Genomic DNA, 18881 nt, shown 5'->3' on the forward strand with positions numbered 1-18881 from the left:
CGGCCTGTTTGAGGAAGCCGATGATCTGTTCCTCGGTGAATCTGCTCTTCTTCATGTCCGTCATTCTCCTGGTGGTTGACGGACTTCACGAACTTCAGACTGGTACGGCTGGTGGGGGGCAGGTCATGAGAAGGCTGGCCACTTCAGGAAGCCTTGACTTTCGTGGCTGCCGTGTTTTTATGGTGGAACGATTCTTCCACTCCTCGCCACATGGAAACCTCCACCGACTTCAGCACAGCGCTCGCCCTTGTAGCAGCCGCTACCGAGCATGATCGCCCTCTGCCCGGCTTCGCACAGGACAGCCTGTTGTTCAAGGATTTGCCGGCCCACCACTACCACGCTGACCGTGACGCTCTCAGTTGCTCACTGCTCAAGCCACTGCTCGTCTCGCCTGCCCATTTCCAGACTGCTCTGACTGCGACCCACAGCGACAGCGACGCCAAGGACTTCGGCACCCTGCTTCATTTGCTGCTGCTGCAGCCCCATCTCGCCGGCCAGGAAGTGGCTGTGTTCCCCGAGATCGTCCACCCCACGACCAAGGCATACCGGGAGTTCGTGGAAACAAACGCACTCAAATTGGTGGTTGATGAGCCGACGTTCTCGGCTGCGCGGCAGCTAGCCGACAAGGTGCGAGAGACTCTCTACAAGGGCCGCCCGCTTGGCCGTTTCATTGAAGAGTCCATGACTGAGGTAAGCATCTATTTCACTGAACCCACTACCGGCCTGCGGCTGCGCGTACGCCACGACATCTATCACCCGGATCTGGCGTTCGACCTGAAATCCACTCGCCACCCCAGCGTGCACTTGTTCAGCCGCGATGCCGTCAAGTTCGACTACGACCTGCAGGCTTTCATGTATTCGCTCGGCCGCTCCCTCTATGAGGGGACGAGCGACACCAAGCCGTTTGTGTTCATCGCCGCTGAAAGCAATGAGCCGTTTTCAGTGCATACCCTAGCTGCAGGGAACTCCTTCCTCACCAACGGCGCGAAGAAGTTCCAGGAGTGCTTGTCGGTCTATAAGGCCTGTGTCACCACCGGCCACTGGCCCGATCTCAGCAGTGACGGCGAGATCGAGATTGAGCACTGGCAGCAGTTCACGCCAACTCGGGCGTGGGCATCTGGGCAGTCTGCGGTGTGAACGCGCGCTATTAGCGCTGCAGCACGCAGCAACTACTTCGAGCTGACGACCGCAAGTGTCGGCCGGTTCGTCTTCACCACATGCACCTGGTCATTGACGATCTGGTAGCCGCGTAGGAAGCCCACCTCAATGAGGCGATCCAGCGCATTGCGCAAGTTGCGCCTGAATGTGCTCAGCTGGGCATCTGATCGACAAAGCTCGTGAAGCTTCTGGACGGAAAGCGGCCATGGATCACGGTGCGATGAGTAGAAGGCATGCATCCACTGAGCAATCGTTGCGCGCGGGCCAATTTTCTTTCGCGTCTCCCACTCCAGCAACGTCGTAGTGTCGTTCATGAACAGCACGGACACCTTGGGCTCAAATCGCACCATCCACTTCGTATTGCCCCTTTCATCGGCGTCGGCCCAGGCGTACTCGCGAATGAGCGAACCGGCATAGCCTTCGGCCTTGTCCTTGGTGCTGATCTTGATACCAGTGACCTTCAGCCGTTCGATGGATTCTTGCGCACGCTTGTAAGACTCGCTGTGCATCCTCCAGCCCAGGTCACGGATCAACTGGTAGCCTGTGAAGCGGACCTTGTCTGAGAGAGCCGTCTGACGTGCGAGGTTGATCAGGCTCATCCACACGCTCAGGTCATCCTGCTGCAGATCCTGGCCCGTGTAGGTGATCTCGTAGTTGCTCAGGCTGCTGATGGGCATGTTTGGCAGGAACTCGCGCTTGGCCGATGTCCCGACGCCAAAGAGGCCGCCGCGGATCAGCGGGTTGGGCACTCCTCGGTTTTCATCATCCCAGAACGGAAACGAATCCTGCAGGATGCGGAGGTCGTAGTCCGCTATGCGGCGCGCAGCGATCTCCGCGGCCTTCGCCTTGACGCCCTCTACCGCTTCGTCAAAGCTCTTGCTGCGCTTGGTGCGCGGCGCCTGCCTCGGCTTGCCCTCAGTGATCGCGGTGTCGGTCTTCTTGGCTCCATCGCTGCCTTTTCCCATACTCGGCTTGCCCGAAGGCAGTAGCGATCGCAGATCACTGAAGTCGAGGTTGTTGAAACTGTGATTGGGCTTTGCAGACATGCGCTTTTCCATTGGTCTGATCGATTAGACCGTAGCCTCGAAGCAATGGTCAACGCGCGTTACTAGCGCAGCAGCACGGTTTTGAAGTCTTCCATTCAATTTCAAATCATCAGCCTCGCCACCGACGCCATGAGCTTCGAGGTCGCCTGGGTACGCCGATTAAGAAAGACTTGATAGAAGACTAGGAGAAGACTATGGCTTCCGGGAACCCAGTGTTTATGCGGGTTCCAGAGGGTTTCGCGTGCTCACACGCTAGTAGCGCAATGGCGCAGCGCTATTAGCGCAACGCCACACCGCTACTAGCGCTGTGCCACTCCGCTAGCACCTGGTGGCAGTTGTCCACAACCGCGCGCGTGTCTTCGTGCTGCTTCGCTAATAGCGCTCCGGATCGGCATCGTGAGTTGCTTGTGACCGGCACGAACTACTAGCGCTACAGCACGCCCCATTTGCAGGGACTGAGGCAGTTCGTGGCCTGAGCGGCAATCTACTAGCGGAGCAGCACGTGTGTTCTCGTCGCCGGACACAGGCTCGCGCCCCTCGGTACTAGCGGAACAGCACGGTTTTGACCTCCACACCCCGTTTTGTTGGTCTGGAGCCATCTCTACGCAGGCCAGGCCACGCACCACGATCCACTGCGCTACTAGCGGAGCAGCACGCCCACCAGGTCAAGCTCATCACCTGTCCTCGTCTCCGTGTGCCATGCGCACGCTGGAGTCGCAACGACTATTAGCGGAGCAGCACGGGCTCCGTATCCCCCAAACCGCGTGCGATCCTCCACGCCGCGATTTACGTAAGCGATTACTTCGCGTATTCTTCTGTGGAATCAAGCGCTTACCAACTCCTGCTGCCTGGATGTGCTGTTTCGCTAATAGTGCGGTGATCGGGGAAACGTCTGCCAAGCCGCGGATGCCCGCAACCTCAATGGCGGGAGGAGGCTTCGGCTGACTGCTCTGAGAGCAAGAGGGCCCTCTGTCGGACCCATTCTGAGCGGTTCTCGACGCTTCCTGGTACCGAGCGCGCGATGTCACGTAATGCCTGCACCGTCTGCTTTCGTCCACCGGTGACCGTATCGATCTTGAGCAGCATCTCCGCGGGGATGGAGACTGACGTCGCTCTGCCATTGCACTCGACGTAGATCCGCTTCGCCGGCGCTTGGCGCTTGCGTGGCTGGAAGCCTGATGCACCCAGCGCGTTCTGCACGGCCTGGGTCACGAGCTCGAGCAGATCTGTCGCTTGGGCCGGCGCTTCCTTGCGGCCAAGGATCGTGGCTACCTCATCTCGGAAGCTGGCAGCGAACGCGCCGACTGTCGCGCTGGACGCACCGGAGCTGACCATCCCCTTGAGGGCGGCCCCAACGATCGCATCCAGTTCGTCTACGCCTTCGTCCATGCTGCTTGGACCGTACTTGCCGGTCTTTTTCATACTACCAAATACCAATGCAGCTTATGGCACTACCGGTCAGTAGCATGTCATGCCGATGATCAGTATCGCAGTACTGTTATTGAGTATGCGAATCCGCCACCGCTCACACCTGCCTTCGTGGTCCCTGCGGATCCCGATTTCACGGATTTCGCTCAACAATCAACCAACAAACACCCGCGACTACTGCATCTGGTGGAGGGCTAGGGCGCGCGTGGGGGCAGTGGCGGTGTTGCAGTGGTTTCAGGTTTACAAGAACATCTCAATTGTTCCAAGCGATATTCTTTATATGAATCAACGAGTTAGGCGAATGTCGATGGCGCTTGCGCATACTCAATGTGGCGGTCCTGTGCTGTGGCCGACCACTTTGCATACTCTCCCTGGCGCCAGCGCGTACGGGCTATGGCGATGCGGTGCGCCTTCGATGGCAGTTCTGCATACTCGCCCCCGCCAGAACCATTGATGGCGGCAGCGACCCGCTTGCTGCCATCGGTTACGATTTCGATGTGCCGCCCACTTCATCCGATGCCATCAATTCCGAGGACGATTCGGAGCCCTCGCCTGATCCCTTGGCGACGCAGCAGATCGCGGGTTTTGACACCAGGGTGCGTGACACCGGGCAGCAGTCGCTTTTCCCTACCACCGACCTGGTTATCCCAGATACCCTGCGCACGATGCGCAAGGCCGTCGCCGCGATCCACGCGACGCCCATCAAGGCCGAGCACGCCCAGAGCCTGAACAGCCGACGCCTTTTCGACGCCTGCATCATCCTGGCGCAGATCGACTTCCGCAAGCGCGGTGCTGAGGCGCTGGAGCGGGTGAAGACCGAGCGGCTGAGCCCGGTCTTTGAGACGCGGATCACCGATCTGGCGCGCATCGCTGGCATTCCCGGCAAGAACTACACCCGCATCTACAGCGAGCTCGACAAGTTGTTCGAGATGATCTTGCGCTGGAACATCATCGGTGAGGGCAAGGACGTTGAGTGGGAGATGAAAAGTCACTTTCTGAGTTCGCTTGGCTATGGCAAGGGTCACAAGCGCGGGCTCATCCGCTTCGCCTTCGACCCGCAGGTGCTGGAGATCATTCTGGAGCCCTCCAACTGGGCGCCCCTAAGCATTCAAGCCCAAGAGGGCCTGCCCACTGCGCCCAGCTACGCCCTGTACCAGAACTGCTGGCGCTACGTGACGACTCAGCAGAAGGTCACGGCTGCGCTGCCCACGGCAACCTGGATCGAACTCTTGATGGGGCGCTGCGGCTACCTGGAGGACGACCCTGAGGAGGGGCTGCGGGTGGTGCGCTATGCCGACTTCAAGCGGAGGGTGCTGCTCGATGCGATTCGCAGGGTGAACGACAGCCCCGCACTCAACTACACACTTGAGCTCAAGGAGTTGAAGTCGGGCACGCGGGTCTCCAAGCTGCAATTCAAGTTCATCCCCAAGGCCACGCCGTCGCTTGGCGTTCCCCTCACTTGGCCGCGCGACATCCTCAGGGTGCTCGACAACATCGGTTTCTCGGCCAAGGAGATCGAGGACCTTGCCCAGGCGCGTTCGTACGAAGAGGTCGCAGAGTCCATTGTTCGGATGAAGGATGCCGAAGCGCGGCTGAAACAGCAGGGCAAGCGCATCAGTTCGCGCAAGGCGTATTTCAACGGCATTCTGGAGAACATTGCTTCCGGTGCGCAGGCAGAGGAGCTTGACGACGAGCGCCTTGAGCAGGAAGCAACGGCCAAGGAGGCGCAGCGCACGGCTCAAATCCGTCAGGAGCGGCTGAAAGATGCGTTCGAACAGCACAGCAGCGCCCGCTTCGCCGAAGCCGTGTTCGGACTCGCGCAGAGCGATCGCGCTGCCCTGCTCTCCCAGTTCGAAGCCGCCAACGATGGGGCCTCCGCACGCGCTCTCTATGCGAAGGGCTGGACCCCACAGAACCGCCCTGCCTTGGCCTTGCTGCGCCGCTGGCTTCTCGACAAGCAGCCTGAGACGTTCCGGCGCCTGATGCCATTCCCGCAAGACGTGGAGTACGAAGCGTGGATGGCCTGGCGCATCGAGTCAGCCAACGACTCTGCGCCCTAGCTGTCTGTGCGTCCAGCCTTGCTGCCGGCCACTCTGCGTTCCCTCCACGTGCCTTTCGGACTGAGGGACGGGCGTTTGTATGAGCCGTTGCAGGTCGAAAGCGGGCTCAGATGCGGTTGCACCTGTCCTGGATGTGGCGCTCCGCTCGTTGCACGGCATTCGCCGGAGGGCAAGGTTGTGTCGAACTTTGCGCACCATCGTGGCGCCAGTTGCGCTCTTGGCTTTGAAACGGCGGTCCACCTGGCTGCCAAGCAGCTCGTCGCCGATCGCATGGCCCTGTACCTCCCTGAGGTGCGCGTCAACGTTCCTGGTGTTGCGGACGATGGAGACCTGTTCGCGCAGCCAAGCCTGTTCGCCCCTGCGGGCGTGTCGCGGCTGCAAGCTGTGAGGGTCGAAGCCAGCGTCGGCGAGATCCGACCGGACCTTGTCGTGACCCTTGGTGGACGCGATGTGCTCGTTGAGATCGCCGTCACGCACTTCGTGGATGCTCTCAAGCTGCGTCGTGTCAAAGATCTCAGGGTAGCCGCCGTTGAGATCAATGTGTCCGCGGCCCGCGAGATGAACTTTGCCGCGCTGGAGGCGGCGTTGTTCACCAGCGAGCAGAAGTCGCAATGGCTGTGCCATCCAGAGCGTGACGCGGAGCAGGAACGCCTTGAGGCATTGGCGGCAAATGAAAGGTCGTGCAGTCACGCAGCGTCAGCTCGCCGGCGTGACGACAACTCGGCACGGCACAAAATGGCCCAGCAGGAAGAGCGCGCGAGGCTTGCTGCGATCCGCGCTGAGCCAGCTGCCGCAAAGCTGCGCCAGGCCCTTGACCACATGGGCGCAAGGGACGCCGCTGAACTCGGGTTCCTGCCGGTGCCTGTCAAGGCGAGCTACGCAATCTCTGCCCCTCCCTTGGTCTGGCAGGCGGCAGTCTTCTCCTACCTGTTGCATTGCGCGGTCGAGGTGAACGCGGCTTCGATCTCGGCGCGTCGAGTGCGCGCATGGATTGAAGAGCGGTTCGAAGTCCCTGGGAATGAGCAGGCCCTCGCGGTTGCCGTCTGGGAATTCTTGATTGGGCTGGCCGCGCTTGGGTTGCTTCATCACGAAGGGCGACAGCAATTCTTGATCACCTTTGTGGGCTGTGCCGGCGCGCGCGCGGTTGTCGCTGACGCGAGAGGAAGTGGGGCACTGCCGCTGTCCTGGATGCGAAGCTGGCCAGAGCAATCCACGACGAAGTCTCTTGCAATTGTCTTTGGCTCTGTGTTCGGTTCTGCGCTGAAGTGGGAGCGTGTCGCGGGATTGATGCCGAAGGTTCGCGGCGAGGAGCCGCCTGATGCCGTGATTCAGCACTACGCCAAAGGTGGGCTCGATGCTGGCTTGCTTCGGCGATTCTTCCTGGCTGTTGGGTTCGCACGGCTTGCCGGCACGTAGGCCGCACTGAAGTTTTGTTGCTCCAGCGAGTCAATGGGGGACAGACACGAAGGCTATCGGCTTTCGAAGAAGGGTATCAATGGTGCGTCATATCGCTGGTAGAGGGGATGTACAGGGGCACCGGACTTGTTCTTCCCGAAGCAAAACACCTTGTCCGGGTCGCACACTTCGCGCAAGATGCTCTCAACAACTGCACCGCGGCCGTACTCTTGGCCTTTGTCGCCCCAGCTGACAACTACGAGGCGGGCCTTCGGCGCGAGGCGCCTTATCCACTCGTCGTTCTCTGGCAGCCATAGCATGTTGGCTTTGGCCAGATCGCTTGAGTCAGTCGCCCGGATCGACATGACGTTGAGCTGGTAGTAGGCGCCGACACCCCAGTGATTTCGTGCTCGCTCGCACATACCGTCCACCGTACTGTCACCCTTGTCCTCTGAGGCGCCAGATGGGTTCATGCTGATGCCAACCGCGAAGTCATCAGCGTCGCCCCAATGGCGAAAGAGCGTGAACCGATGCGTGCGGTCCTCGTTAAAGATCGTCCGTTCGGAAACGAGTGGATCAACGAACAACCCGGGAAGCGGCGCCGAGGATCCGAGAGTTGCGGTAGCGCGAGTTGCCATTTCAGTTAGCGCGGCCCGCCATCCTTATCGCGCATGAACGTCTCCAATGTTTGCACGAGCGCCGCACGAAGGCCTGGCATTTCCGCCTCATCAAGCCCCTTGAGTGACAGGTCAAGTTGTCCCTTCTTGGTGAACATCTTGATTTGGCCTTTGTGGTGGCCGAACTCAAGCGGGTGCACCGTGCTGCGCTCTCGCGACTTGGGGCCCTCAATCTTGGACTTCACAAGTGCGGCGATCTGGTGTCGATTGAGCTTCTTTCGCTTGATCTCGTCAATGATCTCGAGTGCAAGGTCCAGCTTCGCTTCCAATTCGGTTTCGCCCTGGCCATCGGGGAACAACTCGCTCACGGCATACAGCGCCACCACCGTCGACGTCTCCGGCGACTCGCTCATGGCGCGCTGGATCTTCTCGGGCATGCGCGCGATCCGCATGTAGGTGCTGACCCCGGACTCGGACAGCTTGCCCCCAGATGGGGTCTCCACCTTTTCCATGAGTTCTCGCTGATTGGCCACGGCGCCTTGCTCAAGGAGTGCACGCAGGCTCAGGGCGAAGTCCAGCGCTGTGGTCGCAGAGCGCTGCTCGTTGAGCGCCCTCGCCCGCTTGTATAGCGCGAGTTTGTCCTCAGGCGCCTTTTCAATCTTGACCTCCAGGAAGGTGCAATCAGTGATCTTCGCGGCGCGAAAGCGCGTTCCCCCATCGATGAGCTTGATGCGCCCGTCTTCCACGTAGCCGTTTGCCGCAACGTCCTGGCCATCTGGCATGGTGCGCGCGATCTTGTCGACCTCCTCATTTGTGTAGATGTGGCGCGGGCTCAGCGGGTTGGCGTCGATGAGATGCAGCGGAACCTGGACGATGGCGCCCGGCACACATGCGCTCAGGTCGAATGCTTGCGCACTGGACACGACAGATCGTTTGAGGGTGGTCGGTGCCGCTTCGGGTACGGGTGCGACGGTGCCCTTCCCCACCGTGACGGGGCTTAACCCCGTGGGCTGGTCTTTGGTGATCTGCTCAGCTAGTGCGAAGCGGTCGACGGCCGCAGTGGTCGCAGCCGACTGATGCCGTTGCATTGCGGCCTTGGGATCAAGCTTGAGTTTTGGTACGGTTGCCATGTCAGCCCTTCTTCGTTGCGGGGATCTTGAGGAGCTTTGCGACGGCGTCGGCAAGCGCGTCAATTTCGGTGATGGCGTCCTTGGCGTTTGGCATGGAGTGCACCGTCGCGCCATAGAGCATCGATCGCGTGAACGCCACGCGGTCGCTCAGCACTTGCTTCATTACCGAGAACTCGGGATAGACCTTGTCGGTGGCTATCACCTCCAGCGCCGCCCTCTCGTCTGCACGATTGCGGCGGAAAGCGGTGGGCAGGATGCGCACGGGATAGTCGCGCCCACTGGTGATGAGCGCCTTTTTGGCCAGCGCGAGCGCCGCGGGCAGTGCGTCCGTATCGGCGGGGCTGAGCTTGGTAGGCACCAGTGCCAGGTCGCTCACGAGCAATGAGGCCCAGGTACCGGGCTGATCGACTGCTGGTGCGCAGTCCACAAAGATGAGGTCGTACTTGGCGGCGAGCTTGCCGAGTTCGGCGGCTGTGCTGTCCTTGTAGCGAAAGCCGCTCCATAGCGTCGCGGGGAAATTCGCGCCGTCAGCGCGCGAGAGCCATGCGGCCGAGGTCTGCTGCGCATCGAGGTCCGCGACCAGAACGTCGTAGTCGCGGTGGCCAAAGGTGCCGGCCAGCTGGCAAGTGCTGGTGGTCTTGCCGACCCCGCCCTTTTGATTGAAGAACGTGACGATTTTGCCCAGTGGCTTACCTGACATTATTACTCCTTGTGAATTCGCGCATTCTCTCCTACTTGGTCGTCAGAGTTCAAGTGCTTGGGACTGTCTGGCTTTCATTCTCTTGCAGTCGCTGTCTGTTTGTTGCTGTTGCGCGTCGTTTTGTCTATTACCGTTCCGAGGTTCAGCGTTCGGACAGATGCCTATGCCTTGCTGTGATCGTTTGCCGTTAAGTGCTTCAGACGGTTGAAGTTGCTAGCCAGTGGCGTTGGCTGACGCGAGTGCAGACTTCAGACGGTTGAAGTCGCGGCGTCCTCGAAGCCTGCGGAGTTGTGAACGCGCCGGCTTCGGGGGTCGAAGTGGCCGCTTCTGTGATGCCTGGCGCCGCACCCTGGAGATTTGCTGGGTTGGCTAAAGGGTCAGTGCCCACGTGTGTCCGTGTTGCACTCTGCACTTGGCCGTGCCGACATGGACATTAGACGGTTGAAGTGCTTGTTGGCGCGGGCGCTATGCCTTCCGATCGCACTTGGGGTTTCAGGTGGTTGGAATGTTGGTGGTGTGACGACGTGCTTGGGAGTTGGCCGGTTGATGCTGCGCCGTTACCCGGGTCGTAGGGTTTGGCGCTCTCCGGGCGAGCTTCAGACGGTTGAAGTTGGGGTGGAAGTCTTTGGGCCGTTTCGCGACCCGCATCAGCCCCCGGGCATGCAGAACTTCAGACGGTTGAAGTTCATCCGTCGCCCCGGTCTAGGGTGTGTGGGTCGGTAGAGCTTCAGACGTCGGAAGCCGAGGGTGGTGATCCGGTCGCCTTTGCGCGTGGCCTTGCCACCTTGCGCCTCCGAGCAGAACTTCGGACGGTTGAAGATGCCGGCGGGGGCATGCCCGCCCCGCTCAGATCCCGTCGGGGAAAACCAATCGCGCGGCTTTCACTTTGGCGGTGTCGTCCTGCTTCGCATAGACGGCTGTGGTGGTGATGCTCGCGTGGCCCAGCAGCTGCTGCGCGAGTTTGAGCCCACTGTCGCTGGGGTTGGTGCGCAGGACTTCCTTGGCGAAGGTGTGGCGCAGCCAGTGAGTGCTGATCCGCGCACGGCGCTGCCACATCGCTCGATCATGGTCCAGGCGCTTGGCCTCTAGCGCGAGCGCGGCATAGCGCTCCGCTTGAGCTGCCGCCCCAGCTTTTTTCAGCCTGCGCTCCACCTCGATCTTGGCTGTCGTCGCGCGCCGCAGTTCCCGGTTGGCCGCCGCGCGGAAGAATGCCTTGAGTGTTCGATAGATGCCTTGAAGACCCAATGCGTGTGACTGCGATGTTGTGTTTGCTGTTGTTTGGCTTGGAGCTCCGGCAGGGGAGGGCGCTTTGGTCAGTGCACCAACCATGGGGCGCTCGACTCTAAAGGCCAGCAATTTCTGGCTCGACGCCCCGTGCGTCTCGGTGATCACGCGCTCCACATCTGCATGGTGATCGAGCATCAGTTGGTGAACCGCGGGGCTGATGAAGACGGTACGCACGCGCTTGCCCTTGCCGACCACGCGCAGTAGGTGCCCCTCTGCAGGGACATCGGGCGAACCTTGCGCCGGGTACATATCGCTGGCGCGGGCCTTGGCCAACTCGTCTAGGCGCAGGCCAGTGGTGAGCAGGATGTTCAGGATGAATTTGAGTCGGCGCGCGCGCGCCGCGCCCAGGGCAGGGGAGGGTGCGGGCACGTCCTGGTCGTGCTCGGAAATCTTTGCGTGGGAGCTCTCGCGCTGCGCCAGCGCCTGACGCACCCATTCGATGTCCCCGGCATTGAGTGAGCGGCTGGTGTCCATGGCTTGGTCCAGCGTGGCGCTGCTCTTGAGCGCGGCGAATGCGTTGCCACTGAGATAGCCCGCCTTGACCAACGCCTCCATCAACACCTTGAGCACGGTTAACGCGTAGGTCTGGCTGCGTGCGGTCAGCTGACCCCGCCAAGGGCGCCAGCGCGGGTCCTCGCGCGTCACGCGTGCTTGGCCCACGTAGGAGTGCGGGATCTTGGCGAGGAACTGCTGGTAGCCGATCGCGTGCGCGGTGCTGACGCTGGCAAGCGCAACGCGCGCTTCCTGCATGCACCATATGTAGAAGCGCTCCACCTCGCGCCGATAGGCTTCGAACGTGCGCTGCTTACCCGCCCTGAGAAAGGTGGACAGCCAGATCGTGATGGCCTGCATGTCGTCGCGGGCCCCGAAGTGGTTCGGGGCTGCCACGCGATAGAGCCCTTGCGAGCCATCTAGCTCGGGCGGCACGCGGAGCAGCTCCAGCGGGGCAATACCCGCACGCTGCACGATCTGCGTTGTGTCGGGCGTGGCCACACCTTCACTGCCCTGGTATTTCAGGACCGCCACCTCGGGCGCCCTCTGCAGGGCGCTGAGCTTGCTGATGAGTGGCTTGTGGGCGGCCCAGCCGATCGAGCTGCGCTCGATGTGGCCTAGCGTTGCGGCATGATCCTCGAGCCACGCCTGCAGGCGCGTGGCCCGTACTTCGCCCAGGCGAGAGATCGAGCGATGCCAGTTGCGCCCGGTCGCGCTGATGTAGCGCACCAGCTGGCCGAGGGTGTAGATCTGCAGCCGCTCAAGCGCGGCGCGCACCGGGGTTGCCAGCCAGATCGAGGTGGCCGCGTCCTGACGGGGGCGGTAGGCGAGGGCGGTCTGCAGCTCGTTGAGCGCCTTCACCTTGCGCTCGATCATCGCCGCGCGGCTGACCTCGTTGCCCTGCTGCGTCGTGACCTTGATGGCGTTGTCCGCGAGGTACTCTTTGAACCGCTCGGGAAGCTCCGATTCGGAGTACATGTCCTCGGGCAGGTTGTTCGCCCATTCCGCGAATAGCTCCTCCAGGCCGCGTCGCTGCGCCTGGTCGCTAGCCTGTTCTGGAAGCTCGGCGGCCAGGGTTTGGGCGTGCTGCTGCAGCCGCTGCACGGCAGAGGAGGCCGCCGCCGCCAAGATGCGCGCCTCTAACTGCTTGAAGCGTGCGGTCAGGCTGAGCCCATGCGGGACGGAGGCCACCCCTTGCACATCGAAGTGGATGTTGGCGTAGAAGCGTAGGAATGAGTCGCGCGGCTCCATGCCGTTGTATATGCCGCGCACGAAGGAGAAGTCCTCCAGCGTGAGTTCGTCCAGCTGGGCAAAGGTGGGTAGGCGAAAGCCGATCTTTCTCCCGCGCCGACGCGGCGCGGCCGGGTCGGTGGAGGGAGCTGCGGCGCTTATGGGCTTGCGCGGGCGGCCGCGCGCGCGCCGTGGCGCCTCCTGAGCTGGCTGCGAGCCGGGTGCAATAGACGGGGAGGGCGCCTCGCTCATGCATTTGGCTCCTGGGTTCGATCACATGCAACGCGTTTTGGCCAGGTCTGCGACACACCGAGTCCAACTCTCATTGGCCGCACCCACTGCGCAACGGGGGGGGGGCTCTGGCCGGTGGCCGCGGGAAAAAAGTGAACCTTCGGCGACGCAGGATCCGCAAAAGTGAAACATTGGTGACTTGCCCTCCTAAGGCACGGACGCGGAATCGTACTCTATTTTTTGAACCAATTAAAAAGGCGTCGTGCTAATAACAGTTAGGGTGACGCGGATCATAAATACAGGCCGACAGGTTTTGGGCTACTTGGCTTAAGTGGCGCCAGCGCGCACAATGGTGGCGTCGCCACGGTGGCCGCCCCGGCTTGAGGGCAAGCCCCACGCCGGCGAGAAGGAGCTCTCCATGGAATACCAGTCGTTCGTGTGCAAACTGAACCGTCCGCACGGCCAGAGCGCGTTCGCCGCCGAGGCCGCGGCCGCGCAAGAGTTCGCTGCTCTGAGCACGGACTATGTGAAGTCGCTGATGACGCACAACCTCATCGCCGGCCAAGAAGGAGCAGGCGGCGATCTCCTGGTTCTGGTGTCGAGCAACACATTGGCGCGCCTGGGCGTACTGGACCAGGTGGCGCCCATGGTGATTGGCGCTTCGATGCCCAAGACAGAGGAGGGCAGCAAGAACCTCAAGGCCTTGTTTTCGCTGGGCATCGCCGCCCGGGTCAACGAGTCAGCCTCGGGCGAGAGCCCGGGAAGTGAGCAGGCCTGCGAGTTCGTTCGGACAGGGTCCGTGTTCAAGAAGGCCTCTTCAGCCGACCCGCTTGCCCATTCGGTCATCTTCTTGGCCATGGAGCAGGCGCTGTACTTTTCCTCCCATGGCGAGCGTGGCTCACAGGAGGTCGGAACGGAGCGGGGATATGCAGCAGGGCTGGCGGCCATCAAGCGGCTTAACCAAGTGATCGAGGGGCTGGCCCAACAAAGCGAGGCGCCTGAGGTCATCGGCGCCGACGACGCTCCTTATGAGCTGCTTGATGTGAAAGACTTCGCCGAGCGCATGCAGGCCTCGGATCAAACGGTCTACAACCAGGAAAGAGCAGGGCGGCTCATCTCGGTGCTTCCGCCTGGTCGCGAGCGAGGACGCCGCTACCCCGGTTTTCAGCTGAGCCCCCGGCTCAATCGCGCGCTGCACCAGGACGCGATCGCCATGTATCGATCTCAAGGCCAAGACACGACCCTGTACTGGGATTTCCTGCGAACGCGACATGAAGTCTTTGGCGGCAGCACCGGGGTTGATTTCCTGCTCAACCGGGTGGCCAACCCCGCCCTGCAGGACCTCGAGCCTGATGACCTGGCCGGGCTGTTCCTGGAGACGGCAGAAGAGGACCTGCACAGGGCGGTGTCGTGACCTGGCTCACCACGGCCACGCCCATGGCCATCCCAACGAACCACGGGGTGTTGCCCGGGTATGCGCTTGCCGCCGGCGCCAGGCTGTATCGGATTTTTCGACACCAGCCTGACGGCGACTGGGACCCGCCGCCTGCGCACATGCGCTTAGGTCGAGTCGATCCGCCAGCCAGTGACCAAGGAGCATTTGGCGTGCTCTACACCGCTGATTCACTTGTGACAGCCGGCTTCGAAGCGCGCATCCTTCGACCCATCAAGGACGCCGGCGGTCTCAATGCGATTGAACTGGTCCCGGAGCAGGTTGATCCGGTCACGGGCATCCCTATCAACAAGCCGCCCATGGAGGCCATACACACGACGAAAACGGCAGTGGTCTTTGTCGACCTGGAGTCTTCCGGTCTTGCCGCGGTGACGAACATCCACATTGGAGCGCCTGTGCCGCGAATCGGGAATTTGCGCCGATTGAGCCATTGGGTCCACAAAGAACTCATCGCTAAAAGCGACGGCAGTTCGCTGTTGCCCCTAGTGGGTGTGACCTGGATCTCCACGTGCAAAGACTGCACGGGGCGCAACTTCGCTCTCTACGAGGAAAGGCGAGATGCCTTCCTGGTAAGGGGGGCTCCGCCTGCTGACCGAAAACCACTTGATGTCGTGGAGCTGGAGCGACTCTGGACGAACGCCTGAAGTGACTCCCTGATTGATCATATGAACAAGTGCGTATCCCAGCCATTCATGATCGGGCTGTCCGGGGCGTTTAGGCCAGGCCGCCCGGACCGAACTGCACAGGCAGAACGGTCAATATGATCTGGAATGCACAACAACTGCACTTGCGATTGCTGGTAGCTGGTAGGCAGAGGCTAGGCTTCTAGAATCGGCCAGGAGAGAACGACCACAGTGTGCAGTTCTGGAGCGATCCGCGACTCAGAGCGTGTCCAGCTGGATGCGCACCGCGCCGCCGCCGAGTTACAGAACATGCGTATAGATCATCGACGTCGCGACGTCGGCATGGCCCAGCAGTACTTGCACGTTGCGGATGTCGCTACCAGACTGCAGCAGATGCGTCGCGAAGCAATAGCGCAGCGTGTGCGGCATGGCTGGCGTGTCGATGCCGGACACCTGCACGGCGCGCTTGAACGCACTTTGGAAGGTCTGGTCGTTCAGGTTAACTCGGCGTTAACTTTCACTGGGAATCCTATGCACACCGAAAACAAGAAGAACCGAGACGCGGCGCAGGCGCGAAACGCCAAATTGTCAGCTTGGCAACTTCAAGCCGATCGGTTTGAAAGGCATCTTTGTGCGGTTGTCGAAGAAGCAAAGACAACAGGTTTCTTTGAAGCTCTCCATGTCACCAGAAACAATGCCAACCGCCAGATTCAAATGTTCGCTGGGCAGCATCCCGTCGGAACCGCCGAAATAGAAACGGATTCGAAAGGCAGAGAAGTCGTGCGGAGGGTGCATGCAGAGCACGGTGCTGCCCTTGTCATTTCACAGTCGGTCACAGGAAACGTAGCGGTCATCCTCTATCCATACGAATCCGAGAAGGCCAAGCGAACTCAGGAATACATCATTTGGTCCATCGTCGACAGTCCATCAGACTTGAACGAACGGTTGCTCACGAAAGCCATAAACGACTTTCTCCTCTACGTACGCGTATCAAGCGTCATGTTCGCTGAGTCGTGGCGTGACCGCGCACGCATTCAGTACCTAGAGTTTCGGGGGCGGAAGTACATAGGAAGCGGCGGCGTTGCCAAGGTTCTGTTCTCCAGATGGTTCTTGCCAACCCTCGGTGCCTTAGGCTCCATCGCAAGCATCTTCTCCGTACTTCCAATCAAGTGAAAACTATCCCTATCATGAAGAGGACATGCCCCGGCAAGCCGGGTCATGCCTCTCATGTCAAACGTCGAGCGACCGCTTTCTGGTAGCGATCCAGGTCCAATGGAAGTCTGCAAGTGGCCCAAAGCACGCTCTCAGCACTCGCGCCTAAAGCTGACCAACATCCTGCGCGCTTAAACTGGTTGGTCAACAACGTCGTCAAGAATCCTCTTGCAGTGAGGGTTACATGAGAACACCTAGCTTCGCCGAGTTGGCATCTTCCGCAGAGCACTTCCTGAGCACCTGCGATGGAGGAGACGTCGGATCGATTGAATCTCCATCGACCTGGTTGATGGGTGTTGAACCAGGGTGGTCTCTGCAGGACCAGTTGCGCGATAAGGATGGCGTGCCGGCCCCGCGGAATCTCGACACGAACTACTCTGTGGATCTGCAACTGGGCTGGCCATTCAACCGCACGGCCTTCAAGCTGCTATGTGCTATCGAAGGTGGCGAGCCGAAGGATTACGAAGCATTCGCCAGGCGGATGCGACCGTTCGAGCGAGGCTCCAAGGGTTACTTCAAGGCCAACCTGTTTCCACTCCCGTTCAACAACCTGGCGCAGTGGGACGAGGAGGCGCGTCGCGACACTGGGTTCGAGTCCAAGGCGGACTATCAGAAGTGGCTCAGGGAGGCTAGATTCCCGGTCCTCTCCGCCCATCTCGAGTTGCATCGTCCCAAGGTGCTCATCGCCACCGGTCTATCCCACCTCCAGGACTTCCTTCAGGTGGTGAAAGCTCAACCTGGCCAGGAGCACGTCATCACCGTCAACGGCCGCAACAAGCGCGTCCACATCGCCACAGGAGGTCTCGTGCCGCTTGTTGTGCTGCCGCACCTTTCAGGAGGTCCGAACGGCCTCAACAGCAATGCGGCGGTCTCTCTCGCCGCTGAATTGGTCAGACAGGCAACCAAGGTCATGTGACGATGGCTCAAGCACGAACAACTCGAAGGATAGTGGTAAGCCTCGCTCTGAGCTTCGTATGTCCATTGCCAGGCATCGCCGCTCAACGATTCAGCTTCTCTGGCCTCAATTGGGGCGAATCATTAGATGAGAGCAAAGCCAAGCTCACTGAGGCCGGGCATACCCTTGGCGAGCTGTTCACCTACCCCGGCAGGACTGGAAGTTTCAGCTTGAGCTTTTCGGGCACCATAGGCGGCGCGAAGTTCAGGGGAAGCGCCCGATTCTTCGAGTCCAAGCTCACCAGTGTGCGGCTCGATTTTCCTCTGGATCCCAGGAGCAGGCACGTACAAATCAATGCCATCGAGGAATTGGTGGAGCGGCGATATGGGAAGGGACGCCGGGGGAAGATCACCGACGGCAGAGACAGGACAAAGGCAATTTGGGGCCAGGAGCCCAATGAGACTCTGAGCCTGACGGTGACGGACCGAGCGGGTACATCAGGCTCCGAGAGTGGCGTCCTACTGGACTACAGCTCCAGTAAAGTGCATGAGATTGCCAGACGAGTTCAAGCGGAGTACGAAGAGGAACAGCGGAAGCAGAGAGCCAAAGAAGAAGCAAAAAAGGCTGCTGCGAGCTCGAGACTCTGACAACCCAGAGCGATTCCGCAACTGGAGTCCGTTCAAAAGGGAAGAGGAGGGCAGCACTGCAGAAGGGAAAATTGAAGCGCTCGCGGGTGCAGTGCTGACCAGAGAGCGAGGCGCACTTCTCCAAGTCGAAGGCATGTGCGATGCCGCGCAGAATCAGCTAGCTGTTGAGCATGAGGCATGCTGAGCCCATGTTGTTCAATTAGCTGGTGCCGTCGGCGCCGTCAATGATCTAACTGCGCGTTGGCGCCGTTCATGTGCGGTCTGAATGCACACTCAGCTGCATGCCTGCATCAGCCCGAAGTTGGACAACTCGTCAGAGGTGTCGTAACGTCCGCCCCGACTCTCCATGTAGACCCCCCAGGGGCTCGCTGCGAACTGGCGAAATCCCACATAGCCACCATAGCTGTTCTTGGCGTTGATCTCGCCGCAGATGATCTTCAGCGGCCCCTGCAGGTACTGCTGCACGCGCACGTTGCGGAACTGCGCGCTGCCCGGGTCCTTGAGGCGGTCAGACACCAAGCGTTGCGTATCGGCGATGACCTGGGCCTCGTCTTGGATGGTCAGCGCCTGGGTAGTGCTTTCGGCCAGTGCCTTGGCCTGGTAGACACCGAAGTTGCGCAGTTGTTCGTCGGACTCGGCCTGAGCCTGAGCCACGCGTTTGGCGGCCGGGCTCTGGCCCGGGGCGGCGCAACCAGCCAAGATGAGAGAGCTGGCGACAAGGGAGAGGACTTTCATTTGTATCTCAGTAGTGCAGGCGTGGTTCAGTTGCATACTGTAACAAGTGATGGGGGTGGGATGCACTAGAGGGGTCTCACCCCCTCCTATCTACGTATGCTCCCTTTGTGAAGATTTTCCCGCTCACCTTTGCACCGCCATATCTACGATGACCACCGCCGATGCATTGCGGCATGCGATCAATGTCCTCAGGGATAGCGCCGAATCTGGACGCATGCCCAACGGAACAGAGCTGGATGCGAACGCTATCGCCCAGCTTGTGGAGGCCGCCGAAACGCTCGATGCGGCCCTCGATGCTCTGCGTGGGTACGAATAGCACCGGCGCACAGTGGTCCGGCCAGTCAGCTCTTGTGACTTTCCGCCCAGATCACCAGCACCATGGTCCTTCCAGGTGCTAGATGCAACAAAGGGGCCTCTGTTGACGATCATTCAAAACTGACCCACCTGTAAGGGGCGCGATCGAGCAAATCTGACCCACGTGTAGACACTGCCCTGCTCAATGTTTGAGCAGGGGAACCAGGAGTGATCAACGTGGGCATGTT

At 60.6% G+C, this 18881-nt stretch carries 15 protein-coding genes and 1 pseudogene; 8 read left to right on the forward strand and 8 right to left on the reverse strand.

Annotation, left to right across the window (positions count from 1 at the left end; all coding sequences use genetic code 11):
* Positions 1-210 precede the first annotated feature (210 nt).
* Positions 211-1137, forward strand: a complete 927-nt coding sequence (locus BHU06_RS21515) for a PD-(D/E)XK nuclease-like domain-containing protein (protein WP_070401283.1) — start codon at positions 211-213, stop codon at positions 1135-1137.
* 32 nt (positions 1138-1169) lie between these two features.
* On the opposite strand, the gene trfA is transcribed toward BHU06_RS21515, so the two are convergent.
* Together trfA and BHU06_RS21525 are read right to left on the reverse strand one after the other, a co-directional pair.
* Complete coding sequence (trfA, locus tag BHU06_RS21520; protein WP_070401284.1) at positions 1170-2204, reverse strand: plasmid replication initiator TrfA; 1035 nt, start codon at positions 2202-2204, stop codon at positions 1170-1172.
* Between the two features lie 918 nt (positions 2205-3122).
* Positions 3123-3626, reverse strand: coding sequence for a hypothetical protein (locus BHU06_RS21525; RefSeq protein ID WP_139147166.1), 504 nt, complete (start codon positions 3624-3626; stop codon positions 3123-3125).
* Between the two features lie 320 nt (positions 3627-3946).
* On the opposite strand from BHU06_RS21525, the gene BHU06_RS21530 reads away from it, so the two are divergent.
* Both BHU06_RS21530 and BHU06_RS21535 read left to right on the forward strand, forming a co-directional pair.
* Positions 3947-5692 carry a RepB family plasmid replication initiator protein gene (locus BHU06_RS21530; protein ID WP_254668217.1) on the forward strand — a complete coding sequence of 582 codons (1746 nt, stop codon included), beginning with the start codon at positions 3947-3949 and terminating at the stop codon, positions 5690-5692.
* A 177-nt stretch (positions 5693-5869) separates the two neighbouring features.
* The gene (locus BHU06_RS21535) at positions 5870-7108 is read left to right on the forward strand and encodes a hypothetical protein (protein ID WP_070401286.1); all 1239 of its coding nucleotides are present in this window, start codon (positions 5870-5872) and stop codon (positions 7106-7108) included.
* A gap of 53 nt (positions 7109-7161) precedes the next feature.
* On the opposite strand, the gene BHU06_RS22235 is transcribed toward BHU06_RS21535, so the two are convergent.
* The 4 genes from BHU06_RS22235 to BHU06_RS21550 form a co-directional block, all read right to left on the reverse strand.
* Entirely contained in the window at positions 7162-7674 is a 513-nt protein-coding gene (locus tag BHU06_RS22235; RefSeq protein WP_254668218.1) for a DUF1643 domain-containing protein, read from the reverse strand.
* Positions 7675-7730: 56 nt separating this feature from the next.
* The gene (locus BHU06_RS21540; protein WP_175442905.1) at positions 7731-8834 is read right to left on the reverse strand and encodes a ParB N-terminal domain-containing protein; all 1104 of its coding nucleotides are present in this window, start codon (positions 8832-8834) and stop codon (positions 7731-7733) included.
* A gap of 1 nt (position 8835) precedes the next feature.
* Positions 8836-9534: a ParA family protein gene (locus BHU06_RS21545; RefSeq protein ID WP_070401288.1), complete on the reverse strand. Its 699-nt coding sequence runs from the start codon at positions 9532-9534 to the stop codon at positions 8836-8838.
* Positions 9535-10380: 846 nt separating this feature from the next.
* The gene (locus BHU06_RS21550) at positions 10381-12795 is read right to left on the reverse strand and encodes a phage integrase family protein (RefSeq protein ID WP_070401289.1); all 2415 of its coding nucleotides are present in this window, start codon (positions 12793-12795) and stop codon (positions 10381-10383) included.
* A 397-nt stretch (positions 12796-13192) separates the two neighbouring features.
* Here BHU06_RS21550 and BHU06_RS21555 point away from each other — a divergent pair, with 397 nt between their 5' ends.
* Positions 13193-14188, forward strand: coding sequence for a hypothetical protein (locus BHU06_RS21555; protein WP_070401290.1), 996 nt, complete (start codon positions 13193-13195; stop codon positions 14186-14188).
* Positions 14185-14871: an RES domain-containing protein gene (locus BHU06_RS22700; protein WP_139147168.1), complete on the forward strand. Its 687-nt coding sequence runs from the start codon at positions 14185-14187 to the stop codon at positions 14869-14871. The genes BHU06_RS21555 and BHU06_RS22700 overlap by 4 nt, the downstream gene beginning before the upstream one ends.
* Before the next feature lie 279 nt (positions 14872-15150).
* Here BHU06_RS22700 and BHU06_RS22240 read toward each other — a convergent pair.
* Positions 15151-15360, reverse strand: a pseudogene (locus BHU06_RS22240) (tyrosine-type recombinase/integrase); the annotation flags it as partial.
* A gap of 886 nt (positions 15361-16246) precedes the next feature.
* Between BHU06_RS22240 and BHU06_RS21560 the strand changes: the two are divergent.
* Both BHU06_RS21560 and BHU06_RS22705 read left to right on the forward strand, forming a co-directional pair.
* Entirely contained in the window at positions 16247-16978 is a 732-nt protein-coding gene (locus tag BHU06_RS21560) for a hypothetical protein (RefSeq protein ID WP_139147169.1), read from the forward strand.
* A gap of 2 nt (positions 16979-16980) precedes the next feature.
* Complete coding sequence (locus BHU06_RS22705) at positions 16981-17604, forward strand: hypothetical protein (RefSeq protein ID WP_175442906.1); 624 nt, start codon at positions 16981-16983, stop codon at positions 17602-17604.
* A 273-nt stretch (positions 17605-17877) separates the two neighbouring features.
* Here the strand turns inward: BHU06_RS22705 and BHU06_RS21565 are convergent, their stop codons facing one another.
* Positions 17878-18339 carry a hypothetical protein gene (locus BHU06_RS21565; RefSeq protein WP_070401292.1) on the reverse strand — a complete coding sequence of 154 codons (462 nt, stop codon included), beginning with the start codon at positions 18337-18339 and terminating at the stop codon, positions 17878-17880.
* A gap of 148 nt (positions 18340-18487) precedes the next feature.
* Here BHU06_RS21565 and BHU06_RS22900 point away from each other — a divergent pair, with 148 nt between their 5' ends.
* Positions 18488-18655, forward strand: coding sequence for a hypothetical protein (locus BHU06_RS22900; protein ID WP_175442904.1), 168 nt, complete (start codon positions 18488-18490; stop codon positions 18653-18655).
* The last annotated feature ends 226 nt before the right edge of the window (positions 18656-18881 follow it).

This window comes from Hydrogenophaga sp. PML113 (genome assembly GCF_001777155.1).
GTDB classification, from domain to species: domain Bacteria; phylum Pseudomonadota; class Gammaproteobacteria; order Burkholderiales; family Burkholderiaceae_C; genus Hydrogenophaga; species Hydrogenophaga borbori.